General features: G+C 66.6%; 19 protein-coding genes. 11 read left to right on the top strand and 8 right to left on the bottom strand.

Annotated features, from left to right (window positions below; genetic code table 11):
* Nucleotides 1-82 precede the first annotated feature (82 nt).
* Complete coding sequence (locus tag CBI38_RS20780; protein WP_109331783.1) at nucleotides 83-1,465, top strand: glutamate decarboxylase; 1,383 nt, start codon at nucleotides 83-85, stop codon at nucleotides 1,463-1,465.
* 15 nt (nucleotides 1,466-1,480) lie between these two features.
* On the opposite strand, the gene CBI38_RS20775 is transcribed toward CBI38_RS20780, so the two are convergent.
* Nucleotides 1,481-2,167, bottom strand: a complete 687-nt coding sequence (locus CBI38_RS20775; RefSeq protein ID WP_109331782.1) for a hypothetical protein — start codon at nucleotides 2,165-2,167, stop codon at nucleotides 1,481-1,483.
* Between the two features lie 136 nt (nucleotides 2,168-2,303).
* On the opposite strand from CBI38_RS20775, the gene CBI38_RS20770 reads away from it, so the two are divergent.
* Together CBI38_RS20770 and CBI38_RS20765 are read left to right on the top strand one after the other, a co-directional pair.
* Nucleotides 2,304-3,131 (top strand): AraC family transcriptional regulator, encoded by an 828-nt coding sequence (locus tag CBI38_RS20770; protein ID WP_230989898.1) that lies wholly within the window; start codon nucleotides 2,304-2,306, stop codon nucleotides 3,129-3,131.
* A 4-nt stretch (nucleotides 3,132-3,135) separates the two neighbouring features.
* Complete coding sequence (locus CBI38_RS20765; RefSeq protein WP_109335244.1) at nucleotides 3,136-3,531, top strand: VOC family protein; 396 nt, start codon at nucleotides 3,136-3,138, stop codon at nucleotides 3,529-3,531.
* Nucleotides 3,532-3,545: 14 nt separating this feature from the next.
* Here CBI38_RS20765 and CBI38_RS20760 read toward each other — a convergent pair whose 3' ends face one another.
* Nucleotides 3,546-4,580, bottom strand: a complete 1,035-nt coding sequence (locus CBI38_RS20760; RefSeq protein ID WP_109331780.1) for a glutathione S-transferase family protein — start codon at nucleotides 4,578-4,580, stop codon at nucleotides 3,546-3,548.
* 31 nt (nucleotides 4,581-4,611) lie between these two features.
* Nucleotides 4,612-5,316, bottom strand: a complete 705-nt coding sequence (locus tag CBI38_RS20755) for a GNAT family N-acetyltransferase (RefSeq protein WP_109331779.1) — start codon at nucleotides 5,314-5,316, stop codon at nucleotides 4,612-4,614.
* Nucleotides 5,317-5,396: 80 nt separating this feature from the next.
* Between CBI38_RS20755 and CBI38_RS20750 the strand changes: the two genes are divergently transcribed.
* From CBI38_RS20750 to CBI38_RS20730, 5 genes are all read left to right on the top strand, one after another.
* Entirely contained in the window at nucleotides 5,397-5,999 is a 603-nt protein-coding gene (locus CBI38_RS20750; protein WP_109335243.1) for a PadR family transcriptional regulator, read from the top strand.
* 2 nt (nucleotides 6,000-6,001) lie between these two features.
* Nucleotides 6,002-7,516 carry an MFS transporter gene (locus CBI38_RS20745; RefSeq protein WP_109331778.1) on the top strand — a complete coding sequence of 505 codons (1,515 nt, stop codon included), beginning with the start codon at nucleotides 6,002-6,004 and terminating at the stop codon, nucleotides 7,514-7,516.
* Between the two features lie 26 nt (nucleotides 7,517-7,542).
* Entirely contained in the window at nucleotides 7,543-8,349 is an 807-nt protein-coding gene (locus tag CBI38_RS20740; RefSeq protein ID WP_109331774.1) for an enoyl-CoA hydratase/isomerase family protein, read from the top strand.
* A 78-nt stretch (nucleotides 8,350-8,427) separates the two neighbouring features.
* Entirely contained in the window at nucleotides 8,428-9,618 is a 1,191-nt protein-coding gene (locus tag CBI38_RS20735) for a class I adenylate-forming enzyme family protein (protein WP_109331769.1), read from the top strand.
* Nucleotides 9,619-9,644: 26 nt separating this feature from the next.
* A complete protein-coding gene (locus tag CBI38_RS20730; protein WP_109331763.1) occupies nucleotides 9,645-10,610 on the top strand; it encodes an adenosine deaminase in 966 nt (321 codons plus the stop codon).
* A gap of 3 nt (nucleotides 10,611-10,613) precedes the next feature.
* Here CBI38_RS20730 and CBI38_RS20725 read toward each other — a convergent pair whose 3' ends face one another.
* On the bottom strand, nucleotides 10,614-11,978 hold the full coding sequence (locus CBI38_RS20725) for an amidase family protein (protein ID WP_109331762.1): 1,365 nt from the start codon (nucleotides 11,976-11,978) through the stop codon (nucleotides 10,614-10,616).
* A 10-nt stretch (nucleotides 11,979-11,988) separates the two neighbouring features.
* A complete protein-coding gene (locus CBI38_RS20720; protein WP_109331756.1) occupies nucleotides 11,989-13,305 on the bottom strand; it encodes a D-arabinono-1,4-lactone oxidase in 1,317 nt (438 codons plus the stop codon).
* 101 nt (nucleotides 13,306-13,406) lie between these two features.
* Between CBI38_RS20720 and CBI38_RS20715 the strand changes: the two genes are divergently transcribed.
* Both CBI38_RS20715 and CBI38_RS20710 read left to right on the top strand, forming a co-directional pair.
* Nucleotides 13,407-14,051, top strand: a complete 645-nt coding sequence (locus CBI38_RS20715) for a TetR/AcrR family transcriptional regulator (protein ID WP_109331755.1) — start codon at nucleotides 13,407-13,409, stop codon at nucleotides 14,049-14,051.
* Nucleotides 14,052-14,151: 100 nt separating this feature from the next.
* A complete protein-coding gene (locus CBI38_RS20710) occupies nucleotides 14,152-15,330 on the top strand; it encodes an amino acid deaminase/aldolase (RefSeq protein WP_109331754.1) in 1,179 nt (392 codons plus the stop codon).
* Here the strand turns inward: CBI38_RS20710 and CBI38_RS20705 are convergent.
* Nucleotides 15,315-18,797, bottom strand: coding sequence for a TM0106 family RecB-like putative nuclease (locus CBI38_RS20705; RefSeq protein WP_109331753.1), 3,483 nt, complete (start codon nucleotides 18,795-18,797; stop codon nucleotides 15,315-15,317). The genes CBI38_RS20710 and CBI38_RS20705 overlap by 16 nt on opposite strands.
* 78 nt (nucleotides 18,798-18,875) lie before the next feature.
* Between CBI38_RS20705 and CBI38_RS20700 the strand changes: the two genes are divergently transcribed.
* A complete protein-coding gene (locus CBI38_RS20700; protein WP_109335242.1) occupies nucleotides 18,876-19,496 on the top strand; it encodes an alpha/beta hydrolase in 621 nt (206 codons plus the stop codon).
* 51 nt (nucleotides 19,497-19,547) lie between these two features.
* Here the strand turns inward: CBI38_RS20700 and CBI38_RS20695 are convergent, their stop codons facing one another.
* Complete coding sequence (locus CBI38_RS20695; RefSeq protein WP_109331750.1) at nucleotides 19,548-21,365, bottom strand: AMP-dependent synthetase/ligase; 1,818 nt, start codon at nucleotides 21,363-21,365, stop codon at nucleotides 19,548-19,550.
* 138 nt (nucleotides 21,366-21,503) lie between these two features.
* A complete protein-coding gene (locus CBI38_RS20690; RefSeq protein ID WP_109335241.1) occupies nucleotides 21,504-22,208 on the bottom strand; it encodes a heme peroxidase in 705 nt (234 codons plus the stop codon).
* Nucleotides 22,209-22,293 lie beyond the last annotated feature (85 nt).

The following is a 22,293-nucleotide window of genomic DNA, read 5'->3' as shown; positions in this document are numbered from 1 at the left end:
GGCAGCCGTCCCGATATTCACCAACTGGCGTACAGGGCTCTTCGGCGCAGCGCATCCTGTATGAAGTCGATTGGGGGCATACATGAGCAAGCACCACCACCATCACCGAGATGTTCTGGCGCCGGCGTACACGGGGCGGATGTCGGTGGAACCGTTCCCGGCGCTGCGGTTGCCGGACGAGGAAACCGATCCGCAGGCGGCCTACCGCTTCATTCACGACGAGTTGATGCTCGACGGTAGCTCGCGGCTGAACCTCGCTACGTTCGTGACCACGTGGATGGATCCCGAGGCCGACAAGCTGATGGCGGAGACGTTCGACAAGAACATGATCGACAAGGACGAGTATCCGGCGACGGCCGCGATCGAGTCCCGGTGCGTGTCGATGGTCGCTGATCTCTTTCACGCGCCGGATCTCTCCACCACCGACCAGGCCAGCGCTACGGGTGTCTCCACGATCGGGTCGAGCGAGGCGGTGATGCTCGCCGGTCTCGCACTGAAGTGGCGATGGCGCGCGCAGCGTCAAGAGGCAGGCAAGGACGCCAGCCGGCCGAATCTCGTGCTGGGCAGCAATGTTCAGGTGGTGTGGGAGAAGTTCTGCCGGTACTTCGACGTCGAGCCGGTCTACCTGCCGATGGAGAAGGGCCGGTACATCATCACGTCGGAGCAGGTACGGGGGGCGGTCGACGAGAACACCATCGGGGTGGTGGCGATCATCGGCACTACCTATACCGGTGAGCTCGAACCGGTGGCCGAGATCGCCGACACACTCGAGCAACTGGCGGCGTCGGGGGGTCCCGACGTCCCGATTCATGTCGACGCGGCCAGCGGGGGTTTCGTGATCCCGTTCCTGCAACCGGAACTGTTGTGGGACTTCCGGGTCCCGCGGGTCGTCTCGATCAACGTCAGCGGCCACAAGTACGGGCTGACGTATCCGGGTATCGGGTTCGTCGTGTGGCGCGGCGGTGAGTATCTGCCCGAGGGGCTGGTGTTCCGGGTCAACTACCTGGGCGGCGATATGCCGACGTTCACGCTGAACTTCTCGCGTCCCGGCAATCAGGTGGTGGGGCAGTACTACAATTTTTTGCGCCTCGGCCGAGCCGGGTACCGGGCGATCATGGAGACGTTGCGCGACACCGCGGTCCGTGTGGGTAAGCGCATCGCCGAAATCGAGCACTTCACGTTGATCAGCGACGGCAGTGACATTCCGGTGATCGCCTTCGAGCTCGTCGGGGACCCCGGATTCACGGTCTTCGACGTGTCGCACGAACTCCGGGCGCGGGGTTGGCAAGTGCCTGCCTACACGATGCCTGCCGACGCAGAAGAGGTGGCGGTGCTGCGCATCGTCGTCCGCGAGGGGTTCAGCGCAGACTTGGGATCGCAGGTCTGCGAGGCGATCGAGGAAGTCTGCGCCGAACTACGCGAGAAGGGCGGCGGACGTTCGGCGGCGCAGCACTTCGCGCACTGATCCGCGCGAAACCGGTCAGGCCTCGACGACTCGCAGCTGATCCGGCCAGCGGGCAGGTGCGGGACCGAAAGCCTCGCGCGCATTCTTCACGACGCCCTTGCCGATGGCCCGGTTTCCGGCGCCGCCGATCGCTGCGCCGATCCCGGCAGGCACGAGTTTGCCGAGAATCAGCGCGCTGCGCCGGGCAGCGTACTTGGTGACGAACTTGCGCAGCAGGCGGCTGTTCATGCCTCTCATCGTGGGGCCCGGGATGCGGCTGGTGATTGCCGTCCCCCAGTTCTTCGCGGTCACGCCCGTCGCCTTCTGGACGATCTCCATGCCCGATTCACCGAGTGCGACGGCCAGGACGAGCGCCCGGCGCTGTTGATGGTCGGTGGCGGAGATGCCGTGCACCGATGCCACGGCGAGAGTCAGCAACGCCGCTGATTCGAGGAAGAACGCGGACTCGGCGCCGACGGCCGCAATCGATGCCACCGTCCCGACACCGGGAACCGCGGCCGCGGCGCCCACTGCGCTGCCGCTACCCGTCACTGCCAGCAGGAACATCTTTTCCATGCGCTCGATGATCTGGGCGGGCGATTCGTCGGGATGCGAACGCCGGACCCACTCGACGTACTTGGCCACAGCGGGTGCCTGCAGTCTGCTCCCGTTGTCCAGAACCGAGACCAGGGCCTTTTCGATCCGTCCACCATTGTCAGCCATCGGGGCTCCCGTCTCGCCGTGTACTTCGAGTGTGCCGGATACGACTGTAGGTGGGAAAAAGGCGGTGGCCGACGGCGGTGGCGGTGCTTACGCTGTTGGCGTGACTGTCGCGGGCAGCGTGCCTCCGGTTCGGGGCGTGTCCGACGGTGCACGCCGTCGACCGGCCGCGCCGCTGCGCGCCCTGGTGTCTGGGTACGAAGGCTATCGCCTGACGGGATTCGAGCCCGGACTTCACCTCGGTCTGCCGTCGCCGTCGCTCACCGTCGTCGTCTCGCTCGATGCGCCGCTCGAGATCGCCGAGCAGGCCGCGGCGGAGCAGGCTCCCGGCTTCTACGACACGCTTGCCAGTGGCATCGCGACGGCGCCGGTGACGATTCGGCACGACGGCAATCAGCACGGGATCCAGCTGGCGTTGAGTCCCCTCGGTGCGCGGGCTCTGCTAGGCGTGCCCGCGTCGGCCCTCGGTGCCTGGGTGGTCGGACTCGACGACCTCCTCGGTGCCGATGCGACGGAACTGGTCGAACGGCTGTCCCTCGAACCGGTGTGGGAGGAGAGGTTCCGCATTCTCGACGAGGTACTCGGGCGGCGCATCGCCGACGCGGAGATCGACCCCCATCTCGTGCAGGCCTGGATGTTGCTCGCCGGTGACGAGGCAGTGCGAGTGAATGCGGTCGCCCGCGACATAGGTTGGAGCAGAAGGCATTTGGTGAACCGATTCGTTGCGGAATACGGCGTCACGCCCAAAGATGTGGCGCGGTTGTCGCGCTTTCACCGCTCGCACCGGATGCTGAAGCGGGCCCACTGCGCCACGCTCGCCGAGGTCTCCGCACGATGCGGCTATTACGACCAGGCGCACATGGCCCGCGACTGGCGTGACCTCGCGGGTGTCGCACCATCGCGGTGGCGCGAGAACGAACCGTTCTCATTTGTCCAAGACTCCGACCGCGACGACGGTGCAGAGTGACGACATGACTACTTCGACGCAAATCACGTGTGTATGGCCCACCCTCGTCTACCGCGACGCGCGCGCCGCGATCCGCTTCCTCGTCGACACCTTCGGATTCGTCGAGAAGGCGGTGTACGGCGAGGGCGACCGGGTGGATCACGCCGAACTCGGCTGGCCGAAGGGCGGCGGCATCATGCTCGGCTCGCCCAGTGAGGACTCGGTCATCAGCGACCTGCCGCCAGGGACGGGCTCGGTGTACCTCGTCGTCGACGACCCCGACGCGCTCCACCAGCGCGCGGTCACTGCCGGGGCCACGATCGTTCGCGAATTGCGGGACGAAGACTACGGATCGCGCGGATTCACCTGCCGTGACCCCGAGGGCGTGTTCTGGAGCTTCGGCACCTACACCGGTGCGTAGACGGACTCACCCGCTCAGGCGCCGTGGCCCGCGGGCACTTCCTCCCCGGACTGCGGCGGGGGCGGCGGGGTGCCGGTCCCGAACGGCCTGCCACCGAGCTGCTCGCGTCCGTGCGGCTGCAACCAGCCCGACAGGTCCGGGCCTTTCGGGACGATTCCGGTGGGATTGATGTCGGTGTGCACCATGTAGTAGTGCTGCTTGATCTGAACGAAGTCGATGGTGTCGCCGAATCCCGGGGTCTGGAACAGGTCACGCGCGTAGCCCCACAAGGCAGGCATCTCACTGAGCTTGTTGCGATTGCACTTGAAATGCCCGTGGTAGACGGAATCGAATCGGGCCAGTGTGGTGAACAACCGCACATCCGCCTCGGTGATGGTGTCGCCGACGAGGTACCGGCGTGTGGTCAGCCGCTCCTCGAGCCAGTCGAGGCGCGCGAACAGGCGGTCGTATGCGGAATCGTAGGCGCTTTGTGAGCCGGCGAAACCGCAGCGGTACACGCCGTTGTTGACATCACGGAAGACGAGCTCGGCTACCTCGTCGATCTCGTCGCGAAGCTCCTCCGGGTAGAGCTCGGGCGCTCCCTCGCGGTGGTACTTCGTCCACTCGGTGGACAGATCGAGGGTGATGTGCGGATAGTCGTTGGTGACCACCTGCCCGGTGGGCACGTCGACGATTGCGGGAACGGTGATTCCGCGCTCGTAGTCCGGGAAACGCGCGAAGTAGGCGTCCTGCAGGCGCGGGATCTTCAGCACGGGGTCGACCTCGCCCGGGTCGAGGTCGAAGGTCCAGCTCCGCTCGTCGTGGGTCGGGCCGCACAGGCCCATCGACAACACGTCCTCGAGTCCGAGCAGCCGCCGCACGATGATCGCCCGATTCGCCCAAGGACACGCTCGCGCGGCCACGAGTCGATAGCGGCCCGACTCGACCGGGTACCCGTCTCGTCCGTCAGCGGTGATCCGCGTGGCGATGTAGTGAGTGTCCCGAGTGAACTCGGAACCGGGTTCGACATAGCCGGCCGAACCCGTTTCGTCCTGTTTCTGCTCAGTCATGATCGACCCGTCCTCGTCCGTCGATGGTGTCTCACAGCGTACTTCGCGCGACGGTGACCTCGATGTATGTTCCGAGTTCGCGGTAACCCGAGCGGGCAGCGAGCCGACGGGAGGCCGGGGCGTCTCGCGGTGCACGGAACTGGGCGATCAGTCCGCTGTCGAGCGCATCGTCGGTGGCGATTCCGGCGGCCTGGGTGCCGAGCCCCCGGCACCGGAAGAGGGGAGCGGTCAGGACCGCGACATCGGCGACGAATCCCTGGAATTCGCTGTACCCGGCGGAACTGACCGGCTGCTGCGCGTCGTCCAGGATCGTGAACCACCGGTCTCGAGTGCTGAGGTGGGCTTCGGTCACGTCGTCCGGTGGGCAGGCGGTCTCCAGTTCCCGCACGTGCCCGCGGTCGTCCGACACCACAGGCGGTCGCCCGGTCGCCGGTTCCTGATAGTCGCTGGTGAACCACAGCGTGAGCGGTCCGGAGCAGCGGCCCGAACGATCCTGAACAAGGGCGAGCAGAGTTGCGGGTTCGGTCAGGTCCCGGTCCGAAAGTCGTTCCGCGCGCCGGAGTATCCAGTCGGGACCCACCATGGCCGTGGTGCCCCGCAGGTCGAGGAAACGGAGGGTGTCCGCCTCGGGATCGGCACGGGTGGCCCGGCCGGGCCTGTCCGTGAGCGCGTCGTCGGCGAGTCCGAGTTCACGCGACCAGGCGAGTCGAACGATGTCGAGATGATGCGGATCCACGCAGCCACGGTAACCGCTGTTCCCGCGTGGCCGGTCCGGTATATTCCGTGTGGAGTATTTGACGGCGGAAGGCGATGCAGATGGTGCTGACGCCGCTCGCCGTCACCATTCTCGGTTTACTCAACGAGCGAACGATGCACCCGTACGAGATGTACCAACTCGCCGACACCCGTCGCGGACGCCTGGTGAAGATCAGGCCGGGATCGCTCTACCACACGGTCAACAGGCTCGAGGCCGAACGCCTGGTGCGCACCACGGGCACCGATAGGGCGGGCAACCGGCCCGAGCGCACGATGTACGAGATCACGGACTCCGGGCGGGACGCCCTCGGCCGCCGGGTGAGCGACATGCTCGCCGCCCCCGCCCGGGAGTACCCGCAGTTTCCGCTCGCGCTCGCGGAGGCGCACAACCTCGAGTCGGGTGCGGTCGTAGACCTGCTGCGCGAGCGTCTCGGCCGCCTCGACCAGGAGATCGACGAACTCGTGGCCTCCGCCGACGGCAACGAGGCACCGCCGCGCATCTTCAGCCTGGGGAACGAGTATCTGCTCACTGTCGCCCGCGCGGAACGCGACTGGCTCCGCGCGCTCGTGAGCGATATCGACTCCGGAACGCTGTCGTGGCTGGAATTCCTCGAAGGCCTGACATTCGCACGCCCGGACCATTCCGGTTCAGCAAAGGATTGACGATGGATACCGAGCGCACCGCACGACTTCCCGCCGCCCCGCCCGAACAGGGCAACCCCTGGCCCGCCCTGTGGGCGCTGGTCATCGGGTTCTTCATGATCCTCGTCGACAGCACCATCGTGGCGGTGGCCAACCCGGCGATCCTGACAGACCTGCGTACCGACATCACCAGCGTGGTGTGGGTCACCAGCGCCTACCTGCTGGCGTACGCAGTGCCCCTCCTCGTCACCGGCCGGCTCGGTGACCGATTCGGACCCAAGAACGTCTACCTGATCGGCCTCGTGCTGTTCACCGGTGCATCGCTGTGGTGCGGCCTGTCCGGAACCGTCACGATGCTCATCGTCGCCCGGGTGTTCCAGGGACTCGGTGCCGCGCTGATGACACCGCAGACAATGGCCGTCATTACCCGTACCTTCCCGCCCGACCGGCGCGGCACGGCGATGGGCCTGTGGGGCGCCGTGGCGGGCGTCGCGACGTTGGTCGGTCCCCTCGCCGGCGGTGTGCTCGTAGACAACCTGGGCTGGGAATGGATCTTCATCGTCAACGTGCCGGTCGGCGTGATCGCGTTCGTGCTCGCATGGCGGCTCGTTCCCGCGCTCGAAACCCACGCGCACAAGTTCGACATCCCGGGTGTCGTGCTCAGTGCGTCGGGCATGTTCTTGCTCGTGTTCGGCATCCAGGAGGGCAGTTCGTACGACTGGTCGAGAATCGTGTGGCTGTCGATCGGCGCCGGGGTGGTCCTGATCGGGATCTTCGTCTGGTATCAGTCGTGGAATCGCAACGAACCGTTGTTGCCGTTGAGCCTGTTCCGGGATCGCAACTTCGCCCTCGCCAACGTCGGGATCACCGCGATGGGTTTCGCGGTCACGGCCATGGTTCTGCCACTGATGTTCTACACGCAAGGCGTGCGCGGCCTGTCGCCTACGGAGTCGGCCTTGTTGCTGGTGCCGATGGCCGTCTTCACCGGTGTGTTCGCCCCGTTCGTCGGCCGGCTGGTGGACCGTACGCACCCGCGGTACATCGCCGGTACGGGCTTCCTGTTGTTCGCGATCGCGCTGGGCTGGCTGGCGATGGTCATGTCGCCCGGTGTCGCCATCTGGCAGCTGCTGCTCCCCATCGGTCTGATCGGCGTGGCCAATTCGTGTATCTGGTCCCCGCTCGCTGCCACCGCCACCCACAACCTGCCGCCGCATCAGGCGGGCGCAGGGGCCGGCGTGTACAACACCACCCGCCAGGTCGGGGCAGTGCTCGGCAGCGCCGCCATCGGCGCGCTCATTACTGCGCGGCTGTCCGCGCAGGGGATGGCAGGCGGTAGCCAGGACGCCGGTGTCGGCGAGCTGCCCGAGGTCCTGAAAGACCCGTTCGCCACGGCCATGTCCCAATCGGTGTGGCTACCCGCCGCGATTCTGCTGGTCGGCTTCGTTGCGTCCGTCTGCTTCGCCCGCCCGCTGCGGGAGAAGGATTCCGACGACACCGTCGACGTCGAGACGAGCAGCGAATCGTCGCTACAGGACTGACGTTGCCGGTGTGGCAGTGTGGCGGCATGACCGATCCCGCTGTCGCATCGCACCCCACCCGACTCGAACGCGTCCGCACCAATGCGGGTGCCGAGTTCGCGACCCTCACGTTCGCCCACGGCCCGCTGAACCTTTTCGACCAGGCCATGTTCGACGCCGTCCAGGCCGATGTCGCGACTCTCACCGAAGACCCGCCGCGTGCCGTGCTGCTGCGTGCGGAGGGCAAAGTGGTGTCGGCGGGCGTCGACGTCCATCTCTTCGACGGGCTCAGCGCCGAGCAGGCTGCGGATCTGTGGCAGCAGCTGTTCGCGGACATCTGCCATCCGATCGAGGCACTGCCGTGCCCGGTGGTCTACGCCGCCCATGGACTGACCCTGACTGCGGCATTCGAGATCGCTCTCGCCTGCGACATCATTCTGGCCGCACCGAAGGCGAAGTTCGGTCTGGTCGAGACAGTGGTGGGTCTGACTCCGTCGATGGGGGGACCTCAGCGACTGGCCGAGCGTGCCGGTTCCGGCCGTGCCCGCGAACTGGTGATGACCGGAGATCTGTACGACGCCGCGACACTGCAGGGTTGGGGTGTGGTGAACGCGGTCCACGACGACGTCGACACCGAGGCCCGGGCACTGACCACGCGCCTCGCGGACGGACCGACCCGCGCCCACGATGCGACGAAACAGATCATTTCCGCATGGCGATCCGGTGGAGTGGCGCACGCCGACTCGATCACACCGGAAGTGTCAGGCGCGCTCTTCGAGACCGAAGACCTGTCGGGTGCGGTCCGCAGTTTTCTTACCGACGGGCCGGGCAAGGCCTCGTACCGAGGCCGCTAGAGTCGCCCGACTGTGCACACGATTGTGACCGGCGTCATATAGTCGGGGCAGCGTTCCGGTCAGTCAGCGGAGGTCCACATGCCGTCGTCCCTCGTCGAGTACCCGTGCAGTTCCGCCTTCTTCCACGACGACCGGATGGCCCGCGGACGCGACGGCCTCCTCCGGTACGGCGGTCTCACGCCGTCACTCACCGAACTGCTCGACATCGCCGTGCACCGTTACGCGGGCAGGGTGGCGGTCGAGGAGGACGGCGGCCGGACGCTCACCTTCTCGCAGTTGTGGACGTCGGCGGCCCGGGTGGCCGGCGGCCTGAAGACGAGGGGAGTCGAGATCGGCGACCGGGTGGCCGTTCGGCAACCGGTGGGAGTGCGCTGGGTCGAGGCCTTCCTCGGCGTCCTCCTCGCAGGCGGGGTACCGGTCGGGGTGGGTCCGGAACTGGGCCAGTCCGCCACCGACACGGTCCTCGCCGACAGCGAGTCGGTGATGGTCCTCGACGGGGAACTTCCCGACGGAATCTCGTTCATCGACGACGGCGCCGGCCCCGAGGAACTGGTGCTGTTGTCGTACACCGGTGACGGCTCGCCCAAGGGTGTCGAACTGAGCAACGAGAACGTCCTGTCCACCCTCGAATCGGTGATCCACGCGCGGCGGTTCAGCTCGGAGGGACTGCGTAACTTGCTGGTCGACCCCGAACTGCACACCGTCGGATCGCTCGTCGAATTATTGTCGACACTCGTGGTGGGCGGCACCGCCCTGTTGACGACAAGCACGGATTCCGCGTCGTGGCGTGGAACGGGCGCCGACGTTCTGACCGCGGCGCCTGCCACCCTCCTACGTGCGGTCGAGGAGTCCCCGGTGACCAACTTCGGTCGTCGGGCAGTGCGGTGGATCGACTACAGCGGCGCCGGCCTGTCCGTCGAGCAGGCCCAGTTCCTGCGCAGAACATTCCCGGCCGCCAAGCACTTCCTGGGGTGGGGGATGACCGAAACGTGCGGCGCCGGACTGGCCCTTCCCGACGAGTGCGCATTGACCCACGCCGGAAGTGTGGGAATCGCGTTCGGTGGAATGGAGGTGGCGCTGTTCGGCCCGGAAGCGCAGCACGGATTCGGTGAATTGTGCTGTCGGGGACCGGGTGTGACACGTGGCTATTGGAACCGCCCGGAGGCCACCGCACGGAGCTTCACGGGTGGCTGGTTTCACACCGGCGACACCGCGAGTATCGACGGCGACGGCTTCGTCCGTATCGTCGAACGCGACGTCGCCGCCTAGGCGCCGAGAAAGCAGGGACCATTCCCGTGAACCTCCCCGTCGCCGAGTTGCACATGCACATCGAGGGGTCGCTCGAACCCGAGCTGATCTTCGGGCTCGCCGAACGCAACGCTGTGCCACTGCCGTACGCAGACCTGGACGATCTGCGTTCGCGGTACGAATTCACCGACCTGCAGTCCTTCCTCGATCTCTACTTCGCCAACATGCAGGTTCTGCGGACCGCCCAGGATTTCGCCGACCTGACCCGCGCCTACTTCGCCCGGGCATCGGCGGCCGGTGTGGCGCACGTCGAGTTCTTCTTCAATCCGCAGGCGCACATCAATCGTGGTGTGCCGCTGACCGAAGTTCTCGACGGAATCATGGACGCTGTCGCAGGCAGCGAGCGCGAGTTCGGGCTCAGTAGTGCGGCTATCGCTGCAATTCTGCGTGACCGTCCGGTTAGCGAAGCAGAAGAGATGTTCTCGGAGATTCTTCGGTTGCAGTCTCCGATCATCGGGCTGGGACTCGATTCGGCGGAGAGGGGCAATCCGCCGTCACTGTTCGAGGACGTCTTCGCCCGCGCCCGCGCGGAAGGACTGCACGTGGTGGCGCACGCCGGCGAAGAGGGTCCGCCGGAGTACATCTGGCAGGCGCTCGACCTCCTCGGTGCCGAGCGCATCGACCACGGCGTGCGAGCCCTCGAGGACCCGGCGCTCGTCGAACGACTGGTGGACGAGGAGATTCCTCTCACCGTGTGCCCGCTGTCCAATGTGCGCTTGTGCGTTGTCGACTCCCTCGCCGAGCACCCCCTGCGGACCATGCTCGACGCCGGACTGGTGGTCACCGTGAACTCCGACGATCCCGCCTATTTCGGTGGATACGTCGACGACAATTTCGCCCAGCTGCGCGATCAGCTCGGACTCACGGACGCCGAACAAGACACGTTGGCGCGCAACTCCATCAAGGCCTCGTTCGCGACCGAAGCCCGCAAAGCGGAACTCCTCCGGCGCTGAGGTTCAGTCGGTCAGCCCGGCGTCGCCGACACTGGTGACGGCCGCCAGCACGTCGCGATCGCGCCCGAAAGGGCCTACCACGCAGAGCCCGACCGGGATTCCGTCGTCCGTGCGTAGGGGCACCGTTGCACTGGGAAGGCCGGAGATGGTCGCCAGCGAGGTGAGCATTCCGGTGGTGCGCATGATGTTCCGGAAGCGTTCGCCGCTCGGGTCGTTCTGCCTCGGCGGCGCAGCCGAGGAGGTCGCCGGCAGCACCAGCAGGCTGTTCCCGATGAAACGGGTGATCGTGTCGGAGGCCTCGGCCAGCACTCTCATCTGACGGGCGTACGTCGAGTCCCAGATCCGCCCGGCGGCCGCGAAATTGCGGCGTGGCTCGTCACTGAGCGAGGTGATCGCCTGCCCGATCCACTCGCCGTGCAGCCGCCACGCCTCGTACCCCCGAACGTCGCTGACGGCGTCGTACCAGTCGGGTAGCCGGCCGATGTCCGTGTCGGTGCGCACGAGTCGCGGCAGGCTGCTCTTCTCCCAGGCGGTGAGTGCGCGCCGCACCGCAGCGAGGACCCCGGCGTCGGCGACGGCATTGATTCCGTCCGAACTCAGCGCTGTGGCGAAGGGACGCTCCGCTGTGAGCGGAAGCAGCACGCCCGACACGGCTGCGAGAGTGTCGATGTCGCTGCACACCCACGCCGGAGTGTCGAAGGTCGGGCAGAGGGGAAGGAGGCCTTCAGTGGACACGGCACTGCGCGACGGCGAGAACCCGTACAGGCCCTGATACGACGCGGGGATGCGGACGGACCCGGTGGTGTCGATTCCGAGTCCGATGTCGGCCTCGCCCTGAGCGACCGCGCTCGCCGCCCCCGACGTTGCTCCGCCCGGTAAGCGGTCCTCCGCCCGTGGGTTCGGCGGCGTCCCGAACTGCTGATTGACACCCGAATGGCCGTAACCGAGGTCGTCGGTTTGAGCAATACCCACGACCTCGGCGCCGTGGTCGAGAAGACGTGCCACCGCTATTGCGGTGGTGGTTTCGACGGGCGCCCCGGCCAGCCACCGCCCACTGCCTGCCCCGATCTGCCTGCCGGCCACGGCATACAGGTCGGTGACGGCAACCCGCAGTCCGGCAAGCGCGCCGTCACCGGTCGGCGCGACGAGTGGAGCGCCCTGCAGACGCCACGTCGCCTTGTCGGTGGGCACGAACTCGGAGGTGCCTGCGTTCGGGTCGAACAGGCTGCCGTCGGGCAACGGGGGGACTTCCGGGTCGTGAAGCCGTTCGCCGCAGGCGCCGAGCACGGTGGCGCCGACCGCTGCCGCTCCGGAGATTCCGGCAACGCGGAGAAATGCGCGACGATCGAAAGATCGACTGGGGGGCACCTAGACCACGTTAGCGACCGAGGACCTGCTGCAGGTACGCGTTGCCGAACATTCGCGCGGAATCGTACTTGTCGCGTGCGGAGACGAACCTGTCGAAGTTGGGGTAGGTGGTGCGCAGGTCGTCGGCGGTGCGGCCGTGCATCTTTCCCCAATGCGGACGGCCGTCCACCGCGCAGGCAATGGCTTCGACGGCCGCGAAGTAGGGTTCGTGGTCGCGGCGGTAGTACTGATGGACCGCGATGTATGCGGTGTTCCGGCCGTTCGCCGTCGACAACCACACGTCGTCCGCGGCGGCAAACCGCACCTCCACGGGGAACGCGACCGTGAAACCGGAGTTCTCGACCCACGAATCGATGGCGGCGAGGGCATCCGGGAGTGCCTCGACGGGTACCGCGTACTCCATCTCGCGGAACTTCACCCGCCGCTGCGAGGCGAAGACGCGGTAACTCCGATCCGTGTACTCGCGTGTGCCCAGAACGCGACTGGAGAGCTGGTTGATCTTCGGGATCGCCGACGGCGCAAGGGTAGCCACCCGATTGATGCCCTCGAAGACGACATTGGTGAGCACCTCGTCGTCGACGTAGGCGCGGAGCGGGTGAAGGGGTGAGATCGGGGTGTCGCCGGGCAGCCGGGTATTGCGCTTGGTGAGCACCCGCCGAGTGTGGGGAAACCAGTAGAACTCGAAATGGTCCACCCCGGTGCGGTCGTGGTCGAGCCGATCGAGCGTCGAGTCCAATGACCCGGGCGCCTCCACGGCGTGCATCACGAAGTGCGCGACGCACTGCAGCGTGACCTTGGAGATGATTCCCACAGCGCCGAGGCCCAGACGCGCAGCCTCGAACAAGTCGGGATTCTCGGCCGGCGAACATTCGACGATCGAACCGTCGGCCAGCACCACCTGCAATGCCCGGACCTGAGTGGCGAGGCCGCCGAAACGCGCTCCGGTGCCGTGGGTGCCGGTCGAGAGGGCGCCCGCCACCGATTGCACATCGATGTCGCCGAGATTGATCATGGCCAATCCGCGGTGCCACAGTTGTTCGTTCAGCTCGTGCAACCGGGTGCCCGCGAATACGGTGACGAGAGCGCCTGCACGGTCGTCGAGCGTCACGGAATCGATTCCGCTCAGATTGTCGAGGTTGACGAGAATTCCGTCCGTGACTGCGACCCCGGTGAACGAATGCGCAGCTCCCACCGCCTTCACGCGCAGCCCTTGCTCCGCGGCCTCGGATACCAGGGCGCTCAGCTCGTCGACGGAACGGGGCGTCGCATAACGGTACGGGCTTGCCGTTTCGGTGCCCGCCCAGTTGTGCCACGTGTCCTGTCCCATGGGCTCATCATGAACCTGGACGCTCGTCCAGGCAAATGACGGCTTCTGCGCAACCCCGTGTTGTCCCGTGCCGGTACGGCCTCAGGTCCTACGATCGGAGAATGCTGAACAGGCTCCCCGCGGACGAACGTCGCGCTCAACTCGTCGAATCGGCCCTCTCCATCGCGGAGCAACGCGGGGTCGCTTCGGTCACGGTTCGAGCCGTAGCCGAGGAGGCCGGCGTGTCGCTCGGGGTGGTGCATTACTGCTTCGAGAGCAAGGAAGAGTTGCTCGCCGCAATGGGGGAGAGCCTGATATTGCAGCTCAGCGAATCGATGAGGCTGGCTTTCGGGCAGGTGCGGCACGCGCCGGACCTGCGGGGGGCCGCGGGATTGCGTGAACTTCTCCACATCGGGATCAGCGGGATGTGGCCGATTATCGAGGCCACCCCGGACCGGCAGCTACTCACCTACGAAATCACCGCCCAGGCGCTCCGGCATCGCGCCTCCGGAAGTGAACGGGCGGGCGACATCGCCGGGCGGCAATACCGCACCATGGACCATGAGGCCATCGAGTTCCTCGCGGAGTGTGCGCGGATTTCGGACGTCGGCTGGAGCACTCCCGTCGAGTCCATCGCGCGTTTCGGCCTGGCCATGCTGGACGGGTTGGTGCTGCGGTGGCTCGTCGACCGCGACAGCGAGGCCATGATCGCGGCGCTCGACGACCTGGTGCACATCATCGCGTCGAAGGCCGTCGAGCACTCCTGATCCTGGGGACTCGACCGACCGAGGCAATCTGGACAATCGTCCAACACGGTGGTTCACTGACGGTTCGAGTCAGCCTCCCGCGGCAACGATTGGACGAACCGTGACCCCCACGCTCGACCGCCTCATCGCCTCCACGGCGGAGGTCGATCCACCGTTGGCCGCGGTCGACCTACCGACCCTGCGCGCCAACGCGCGGGATCTCGTGCGACGAGCCGGGGGGACACCGGTCCGCGTCGCCAGCAAGTCGGTACGTTGCCGGGCGGTCCTCGAGGTCGCGCTCGGCCGAAGTCTTACGGCAGACAACGGGTTTCGCGGCATCATGACGTACTCGCTGCGCGAAGCCATGTGGCTCGCCCGCTCCGGCGCCCAGGACATCCTCATGGGCTATCCCACCGCGGACCGCGGCGCGCTCGCCGAACTGGCGTCCGACCCCGTCCTTCTCGACCGGATCACGCTGATGGTCGACAGCGACGAGCACCTCGACGTCATCGCCGCCGCAGCAGGCACCGAATCCGTCCCCGCCAGGCTGTGCATCGACGTGGACGCGTCGCTGCGCCTCGGGCCCGTGCATATGGGAGTACGCCGTTCACCGCTGCGCCTACCGTCGCATGTCGCCGGTCTCGCCACGCGCGCAGACAAGCGCGGATTCGCCGTCGTCGGGGTGATGTTCTACGAGGCCCAGATCGCCGGGTTACCCGACTCCAGCCTGCCGGTGAGATGGATGAAACGCGCGTCGGCGAAGGAACTCGCCACCCGTCGCAGTGCCGTCGTGGATGCGGTGCAGACGGCTGTGGGGGCCCTCGCGATCGTGAACAGCGGAGGCACCGGCTCCCTGGAGGTGAGCTCGGCAGACCCGGTGGTCACCGAGGTGACCGCCGGATCGGGTCTGTACGTTCCCACCTTGTTCGACCGGTACCGGTCCTTCCGTCCGCATCCCGCCCTGTACTTCGCTCTGCCTGCGGTCCGCCGACCTGCGCCCGCGATCGCCACCTTGCTCGGCGGCGGCTACATCGCTTCCGGACCTGCAGGCTCCGCCCGCGTGCCCCGGCCCGTGTGGCCGTCCGGACTGACGCTGCTGCGCAACGAAGGTGCCGGGGAGGTACAGACACCCGTGACCGGGAGGGCGGCACGGTCACTCGCGGTCGGCGACCGCGTGTGGTTTCGGCACGCGAAGGCGGGTGAGCTGTGCGAACGATTCACCGAGCTGCATCTCGTCGAGTCGGACGGCTCCCGCACCGTCGTACCGACCTATCGCGGCGAAGGTCAGTGCTTCGGTTGATCCGTGCACAGGCGCATGAAGGCGCCGAGTTCGGTCAACCCTTCCGGTGTGCTCGGCATGTACCGCGTCAGGGATTCCGATCGGACGATGACGGCAGCCCACTTGCCGCGGGAGACGGCCACATTCATCCGGTTACGGGACAGCAGGAACGACATACCGCGGGGCACATCCTCGATCGCGGACGCCGTCATCGACACGATGGCGACGGCCGCCTCGCGTCCCTGGAACTTGTCGACCGTTCCCACCTCTACCTTGTCGAGTCCGACCGCTGCGAGATCCCGCTCGATGAGCGCCACCTGGGCGTTGTGCGGCGCCACCACCAAAATGTCGGATTCGCCCAGTGGGCGCGTGCCGTCGAACTCGCTGGGGTCGGTCCACCCGGCCCCGAGCAGCTTGGTGATCCGATTGACCACTTCCCGCGATTCCTCGGGTGATTGGGTGGCATTGCCCTGATGATCGACGACGACAGTGTGCACTCCCGGTTCCATGCCGTCGAGTCTTCGCGCAGTGCTTGCCGTTTCCTGAGACCGAAGCTTCCCGTCATACGACAGCACCGACACCGGTGCGCACAGCTGCGGGTGCATCCGCCACGTGCGTTCGAGGAAGTAGCCCCGGCTCGGGGGCAGCGCACCGTGCCCCTCGGCGAGCCAGCCCAGCGCGGAGGTGTCCACGGGTTCGGGATGAGTGCCTTGACTGACCTGCGGAAGCTGCTGCGGGTCCCCGAGAAGCAGGAGGTTGCGGGCAGCGCCGCCGACCGCGATGGTGTTGGCCAGCGCGAACTGTCCGGCCTCGTCGATCACCAGAAGATCGAGACTTCCGGGTGGCACCCGATCGGTATTCGCGAAATCCCAGGCCGTACCGCCGATCACGCATCCGGTGGTCTCCGCCTCGGCGATGAATCCGGGATAGTCGTTCGAGCCGATGTCCGTCCACGTTGCAGCGCGGTGCCGTCCGTCCTTTTTCGCCACCAACTCCGCGGGCACGCCGGCTTTGACGGTACCGCCGAGCATGTTCTCGATGACCGAATGTGACTGCGCCACAACCCCCACCCGCCAGTGGTGTTGCTCGACGAGAGTCTTGATCACGCGGGCGCCGGTGTAGGTCTTGCCGGTGCCGGGCGGCCCCTGAACGGCGACGTAGGAATTGTCGAGGTCGAGGAGGGCGGCGGTGATGGCCGCCGCGTAGTCGGTGCCTTGAACCGATGGAAGCGCTCGTCCGCTCCGGGTCCGAGGGTCGAAGCGCCGCAGGATGTCTGCCGACGCGCACAGGGGAAGGTCGGGCAGGACCTCGCACATTGTGTCGGCTGCGGACGCGATAGCCGATTCGATGCGGTCCGTCGTGATCGGCGGACCGGGGGTGACGGCCACCGGCAGCTCGGCATACTCCTCGCCGCCGAGAAGCTCCTCGACCGTCACGACGTCGCGGCGACGCTCGTCCTTGGCGACCTCGAGCACGTTGACGGTGGACGTCCCCCTCTGCTGAGGGTTGTCACCCGCGACCGCCTCGGGTGCGGGAGTGTCGTACAGCGCGTACATCGTGGTCTTGGGGCCGACGGTGCTGCCCGTTCCGAAGCGTCCGGTGAGTGACAGGCGCCGCCGAAGCTTGCGTTGCCGCGGTGTGCTCTTGTGCCAGGTCTCCTCGACGGCGGCCGTCGCGACCACCAGAACGTCCCGGATGTCCGACAACTCGTCGGCAGGGACGACGAGACGGTCGAAGTGAGCCCACCAGAAGGGCTTCCGCTCCCGGCGGTGATATCCGACCGCGGCCGCCATGAGGGCGGCCGCCTGCTGATCGTGCCCGCGGGTGTCGCCGGTTCCGGAGCCGGCGAACTGTCGTAGAGCCGATTCCGTGGGAGTCGACTCGTCCGCGGCAGGAGAGGATGCCGCGCCCGGCGGACGGAGAGCGACACCATGCTTCTCGGCCTGTGTCAGCAACCAGTTCCGCAATCTCAGGGTGGAATCGCAGTCGTACTCGTTGTAGTCGGCGATGCCTTGCAACAGGTCGCGGGCCTCGCCGAGGCGGCCGTTGTCACGGTGATCGCAATAATCGGCGTAGGCGACCACGGACGCTGCGGCATTGGTGACGTCTCCGTCGCGCGGCTGCTCGGGCATGTACAGCGGTTCGAGTTTCTTGATGCTGTAGGAACGTTCGCCGATGCGCAGGGCTGAGCGGACCACGGGATACAGGTCGACGAGAACGTTGTCGCGCAACAGATTGTCGACGCACTCCTCACCGACTCCGTGGCGCCCCGCCAGCCGTAGCAGCGCCGATTTCTCGTACGCGGCGTAGTGGTAGATGTGCATGTCGGGGTAGCGGGCGCGGCGTTCCATGACGTAGTCGAGGAAGTCGACGAGGGCCTGACGCTCTTCGGCGCGGCTGTGTGCCCAGAAGGGCCGGAACACCGGGGCGGCAGACTTCTCGCCCGGCGGCGGCCCCTCGACGACACCGAAAAGGTACTCGAGACCCCAGTCGGACGAGCCGTCCTCGGCCCACAGCGGGTCTCCCTCGAAGTCGAAGAAAATGTCCCCGTCGTCCGGTGCGGGCAACCCGCCGAGTGCGCCGGGCGAGTACACCTCGAATTCGGGTGTTCCCGACGACTCCTGCCGTAGCTGCAGCGCGGCCTGGGCGCGGAGCGAGTCGAGACTGCGCTCGGCGAGACCGTCGACGTTACCGGTGTGCGCTGCAAGCGCATCGATGGTGTCGATACCGCCCGCGATCAGCCGACTCCGCTGCGTCGAACGCATCCCGGCTACGAGCAGGAGGTCGCGGTGCCCCTCTACCTCCGGCCCGCAGGTGTCGCACCGGCCGCACGCCGTGTAGCGGGGATCGCCCCACTCGGTGAGCGACTGCTCGTCGCGGTGTTCGTCGAGTACCCGTTCGAGGGCGGACCGGCGGGCGGAATACACCGGCGCGATGTCACCGAGGGAGTGCGACGAGTCGCTGTCGTCGCCCAGCAGCAGGTGCACCTCCGGGGAGGTGGGAATGCCGTTGCGCTGCAGAGCTTCCGCGTACGCGGCGAGTTGCAGGAGGGCTGACACCTTGGCGTGTCGGGAAAGCTTGGTGTCGTAGACGGCGTACGTGTCGCCGTCGCGGACGAGAAAGTCGCAGAAACCGAGGAAGCGGCCGTCGAAGAATGTTCCCTGGTACACGACGTCGGCACCGGCCCGGATCGCCTCGACGGTAGCGGAATTGGCCTCGAACAAGCCGAGCGCGGTGTAGTCGGGGCGATCGATCGTGACCACTCCGTCGCCGAAGACAGCGCGGAACTGCTCGAGCCTGCGGTGTTCGTGTGCGTCACCGAGGCTGGAGGTGCGCCGCAGCATGGGGTCGTCGGAAGGGGAGCAGGCCGCGCCCGCCGCCGCGAACCCGAGGGTGGCGTCCAGTCGACGCAGCAAGGCGAACTCGCACGTGGCAGCCGCGGCGAGATCACTCGCGCTGTAGACGATCGTGTCGTCGAGGAGGAACACAGCTATGTCCCCAGTTCTGCCGGTGAGTTCACGCGCCCGATTGTGCCATCGGGGTGTGACAGCCCCAGAATGGCAGCCATGCCTTTCTTCGACGGCCACTCCGGACGAGTGCACTACCGGCATTGGCCGGCCGACAATCCGGTCGCCCAGCTCGTGTTCTTGCACGGGATGGGTCAGCACACGGGTCACTACCATCGCTTCGCGCGCGCCTTGACATCGGCAGGTATCGGCGTGTGGGGCATCGACCAGGCAGGACACGGCCTATCCGAAGGCGACCAGCCGGGATCCGTCGCGGAACTGGCCGAGGACGGCGCGCTCCTCACCGCCCTCGCCGAAGAAAGCGCACCGCACGTCCCGACGGCGTTGATGGGACATTCGCTGGGTGCCGCCGTGTCGATGGAACTCCTCGCGCGTGGCAACGCGGGCTTCCGGTGCGCGATTCTGTGCGGGACACCGAAGTCCGCCGCCGCGGCGCAGACGGCGGATATGTTGGGCCTTCTCGAGATGCCGCTGCTCGTCGTGCACGGCGTGGACGACCGCATCGCACCCATCGACTCGATCCGGACATGGGCGACGGGAATCGCCGGCCTCGAATTCCGGGAGTTCGACGACGCCGGTCACGACCTACTGCACGAGAAGGTTCACCCCGCGGTCACCGCGGTGGTACGCGACTTCATCTTGGGCGCTACGCGCACGTGAGTGGCCGAGGAGTCGATGCACTCCTCGGCCACTCACGGGCGGCGGAGCCGCTTACGCGTAGATGGCCTCGATGGCCGCGCCGTGTTCCTTGTGGATGACGTTGCGCTTGAGCTTCAGTGTGGGGGTGAGTTCGCCGGTTTCCTGCGAGAAGTCGACCTCGAGGATCCGGTACTTCTTGATCCGTTCCGGGTTGGACACCTTCTTGTTGCCCTCGGCCACGGCCTCGTCGATCTCCGCGACCAGGTCCGGGTTCTTGACCAGATCGGACACCGGGGTGTCGGCGGCCAGCCCGTGACGTTCCTTCCAGCCGGGGAGGGTCTCGGCGTCGAGGGTGATGAGCGCCCCGATGAACGGTTTACCGTCACCGACCACGAGGCACTGGCTGATCAGCGGATGTGCGCGCAGGGCATCCTCGAGGACCGCCGGCGCCACGTTCTTGCCGCCTGCGGTGACGATGATTTCCTTCTTGCGGCCGGTGATCGAGATGAATCCCTCTTCGTCGATCGACCCGAGGTCACCTGTGTGGAACCAGCCGTCGCGGATCGAGTCGGCGGTGGCCTGGTCGTTGTGCCAGTACCCACTGAAGACGACGGGTCCCTTGACGAGCAGCTCACCGTCCTCACCGATCTTCGCGGCATGGCCGTCGATCGGCTTGCCGACCGTGCCGACCTTCTGCGCGGACGTGGTGTTCACGGAGATGGCGGCGCTGGTCTCGGTGAGGCCGTAACCCTCGTACACGGGAATGCCGACGCCACGGAAGAAGTGGCCGAGCCGGGCACCGAGAGCCGCACCACCGGAGACGGCGCGGTCGCATTCGCCACCGAGCGCGGTGCGCAGCTTCGAGTACACCAGCTTGTCGAACAGCGCGTGCTTGAGCTTGAGGCCGAGGCCGGCGCCACCCTTGTCCTGAGCCTCGCTGTACGCGATGGCAGTGGCGGACGCCTTCTCGAAGATGCTGCCCTTGCCGCCGTCGTACGCCTTCTGCTTCGCGGAGTTGTAGACCTTCTCGAACACGCGGGGAACCGACAGGATGAAGTGCGGCTTGAACGCGGCGAACTGGTCGAGCAGCGTCGTCAGATCCGCGGTGTGTGCGACGGTGACCTTCGCGTCGAAGGCGCCGAACGAGATGGCGCGGGCGAAGACGTGCGCGAGCGGCAGGAACATCAGGGTGCGGCGGCCCGCGTACATCGCATCGGAGAGCGCCAGCTTCACGGCAGCGGACTCGGCGTAGAAATTGGCGTGCGTCAACTGCACGCCCTTGGGCCGGCCTGTGGTGCCGGAGGTGTAGATGAGGGTGGCGGGCGACGATGCTCGCACCTGGTGACGACGTTCGTGCAACTGCTCGTCCGTGACGCTCTGCCCACGCTTCGTCAGTTCCTCGATAGCCCCGGATGATTCCCCCGTCGCTTCGCTCGCCCCGGCATCGATCTGCAGCACCTCCCGCAGATCCGCCGCCTCGTCGGTGACGACCCGCAGGGCCTGCGCGTGCTTGGCGTTCTCGACGACGAGCAGCGATGTGCCGGAATCCTCGAGGATCCACTTGGCCTGATCGGGCGCGGACGTCTCGTAGATGGCGACGGTGCAACCGCCGGCCGTCCAGATCGCGTAGTCGATGACGACCCACTCGTACCGGGTCGCGGACAGGATCGCGACACGATCACCGAGTTCGATGCCGGACGCGATCAGACCTTTCGCGACTGCCGAGACCTGCTTCGCGAACTCGGCGGCGGTGACGTCCGTCCAGCCGCCGTTACTTGGACGCTTGAACGGTACGAACGTCGGATCCTCCTCGGCATGACGGAAGACCGAGTCGGCCATAGAGGCGTCCTCCGGAATTGAGAACGACTGCGGTACCGAAAACTCTCGCACTATGACCCCTCCACTGAAACAACATGACGGATGTGCATTCGATCACAATTGTCCGGGTTTCGCACTAGCGCCGATGTCCGTTTTGGGTAAGTTGCTTCTGACCTGCGAGAATATGTGTAACCAGACGTAAACTGGTAACTACGCGACGTCGTCGAGGCGGCGAGAATTGGCCGCAAGCCACCGCCGGATCGCGTAGTCGAGCTGCTCGGGGTCGACCCCGAGCTCGGTTGCGGTGGCCTCGAGGATTTCGTCCGCGGCACCGGCATCGGTCGCCTCCGAGATGCCGAGGGCGCCGTTGACGAAGACCTCCGCCACCCTGTTGGGTCGCACCCCGGGGATTCCCGCGAGCATCAGGAAGTGCGACCACGTGACGTCGCTGTGCTCACCGCACACGTCGACCCAGGCCTGATGGATCTGCTCCAGCGCCGCCTCGTCCCGAGCGGCCTCGAGGAGGTCGTCGATGCTGTTGACGCGGAGCTGGTGTAGTCGCTCGGCTGCCTGCTGGATGTGGCGTGCCTCGATCGGCACACCTGTCGCGGTGTAGCGGCGCTTGTACGAGCCGACCTTGCCGGCCCACTGATCCGAACTGCCTGCCTCCTCGAAGGTGCGGAGCAGATCGCGGGCACCGTCGGTGAGCGGCCGTCCGGCGTCCGCCCGGCGGTACGCCAGATACCGGTCGACGACGGCGACCTCGCTGTGTCCCGCGCTCGACTGCACGGACTCGATGATGCACAGGGCGAGGCTGTGCCGATAGACATCAGAGGTGACCCAGCCGGACGGATCACCCAGCCGGTCGCGACAAGCGGCCACCACGGTTTCGACGGTATCGGCAGAGACGGTCACGAGATCCTCCAAAGGCAGTCTGTTCTGTGCTCTGTCCGGTGTATCGACGGTCACTCCAGGAACGTTGCACTCTCGCTGAGATTTA

It is taken from the genome of Rhodococcus oxybenzonivorans (assembly GCF_003130705.1).
GTDB classification, from domain to species: Bacteria; Actinomycetota; Actinomycetes; order Mycobacteriales; family Mycobacteriaceae; genus Rhodococcus_F; species Rhodococcus_F oxybenzonivorans.
This window is presented reverse-complemented; position numbering and strand designations above follow the sequence as displayed.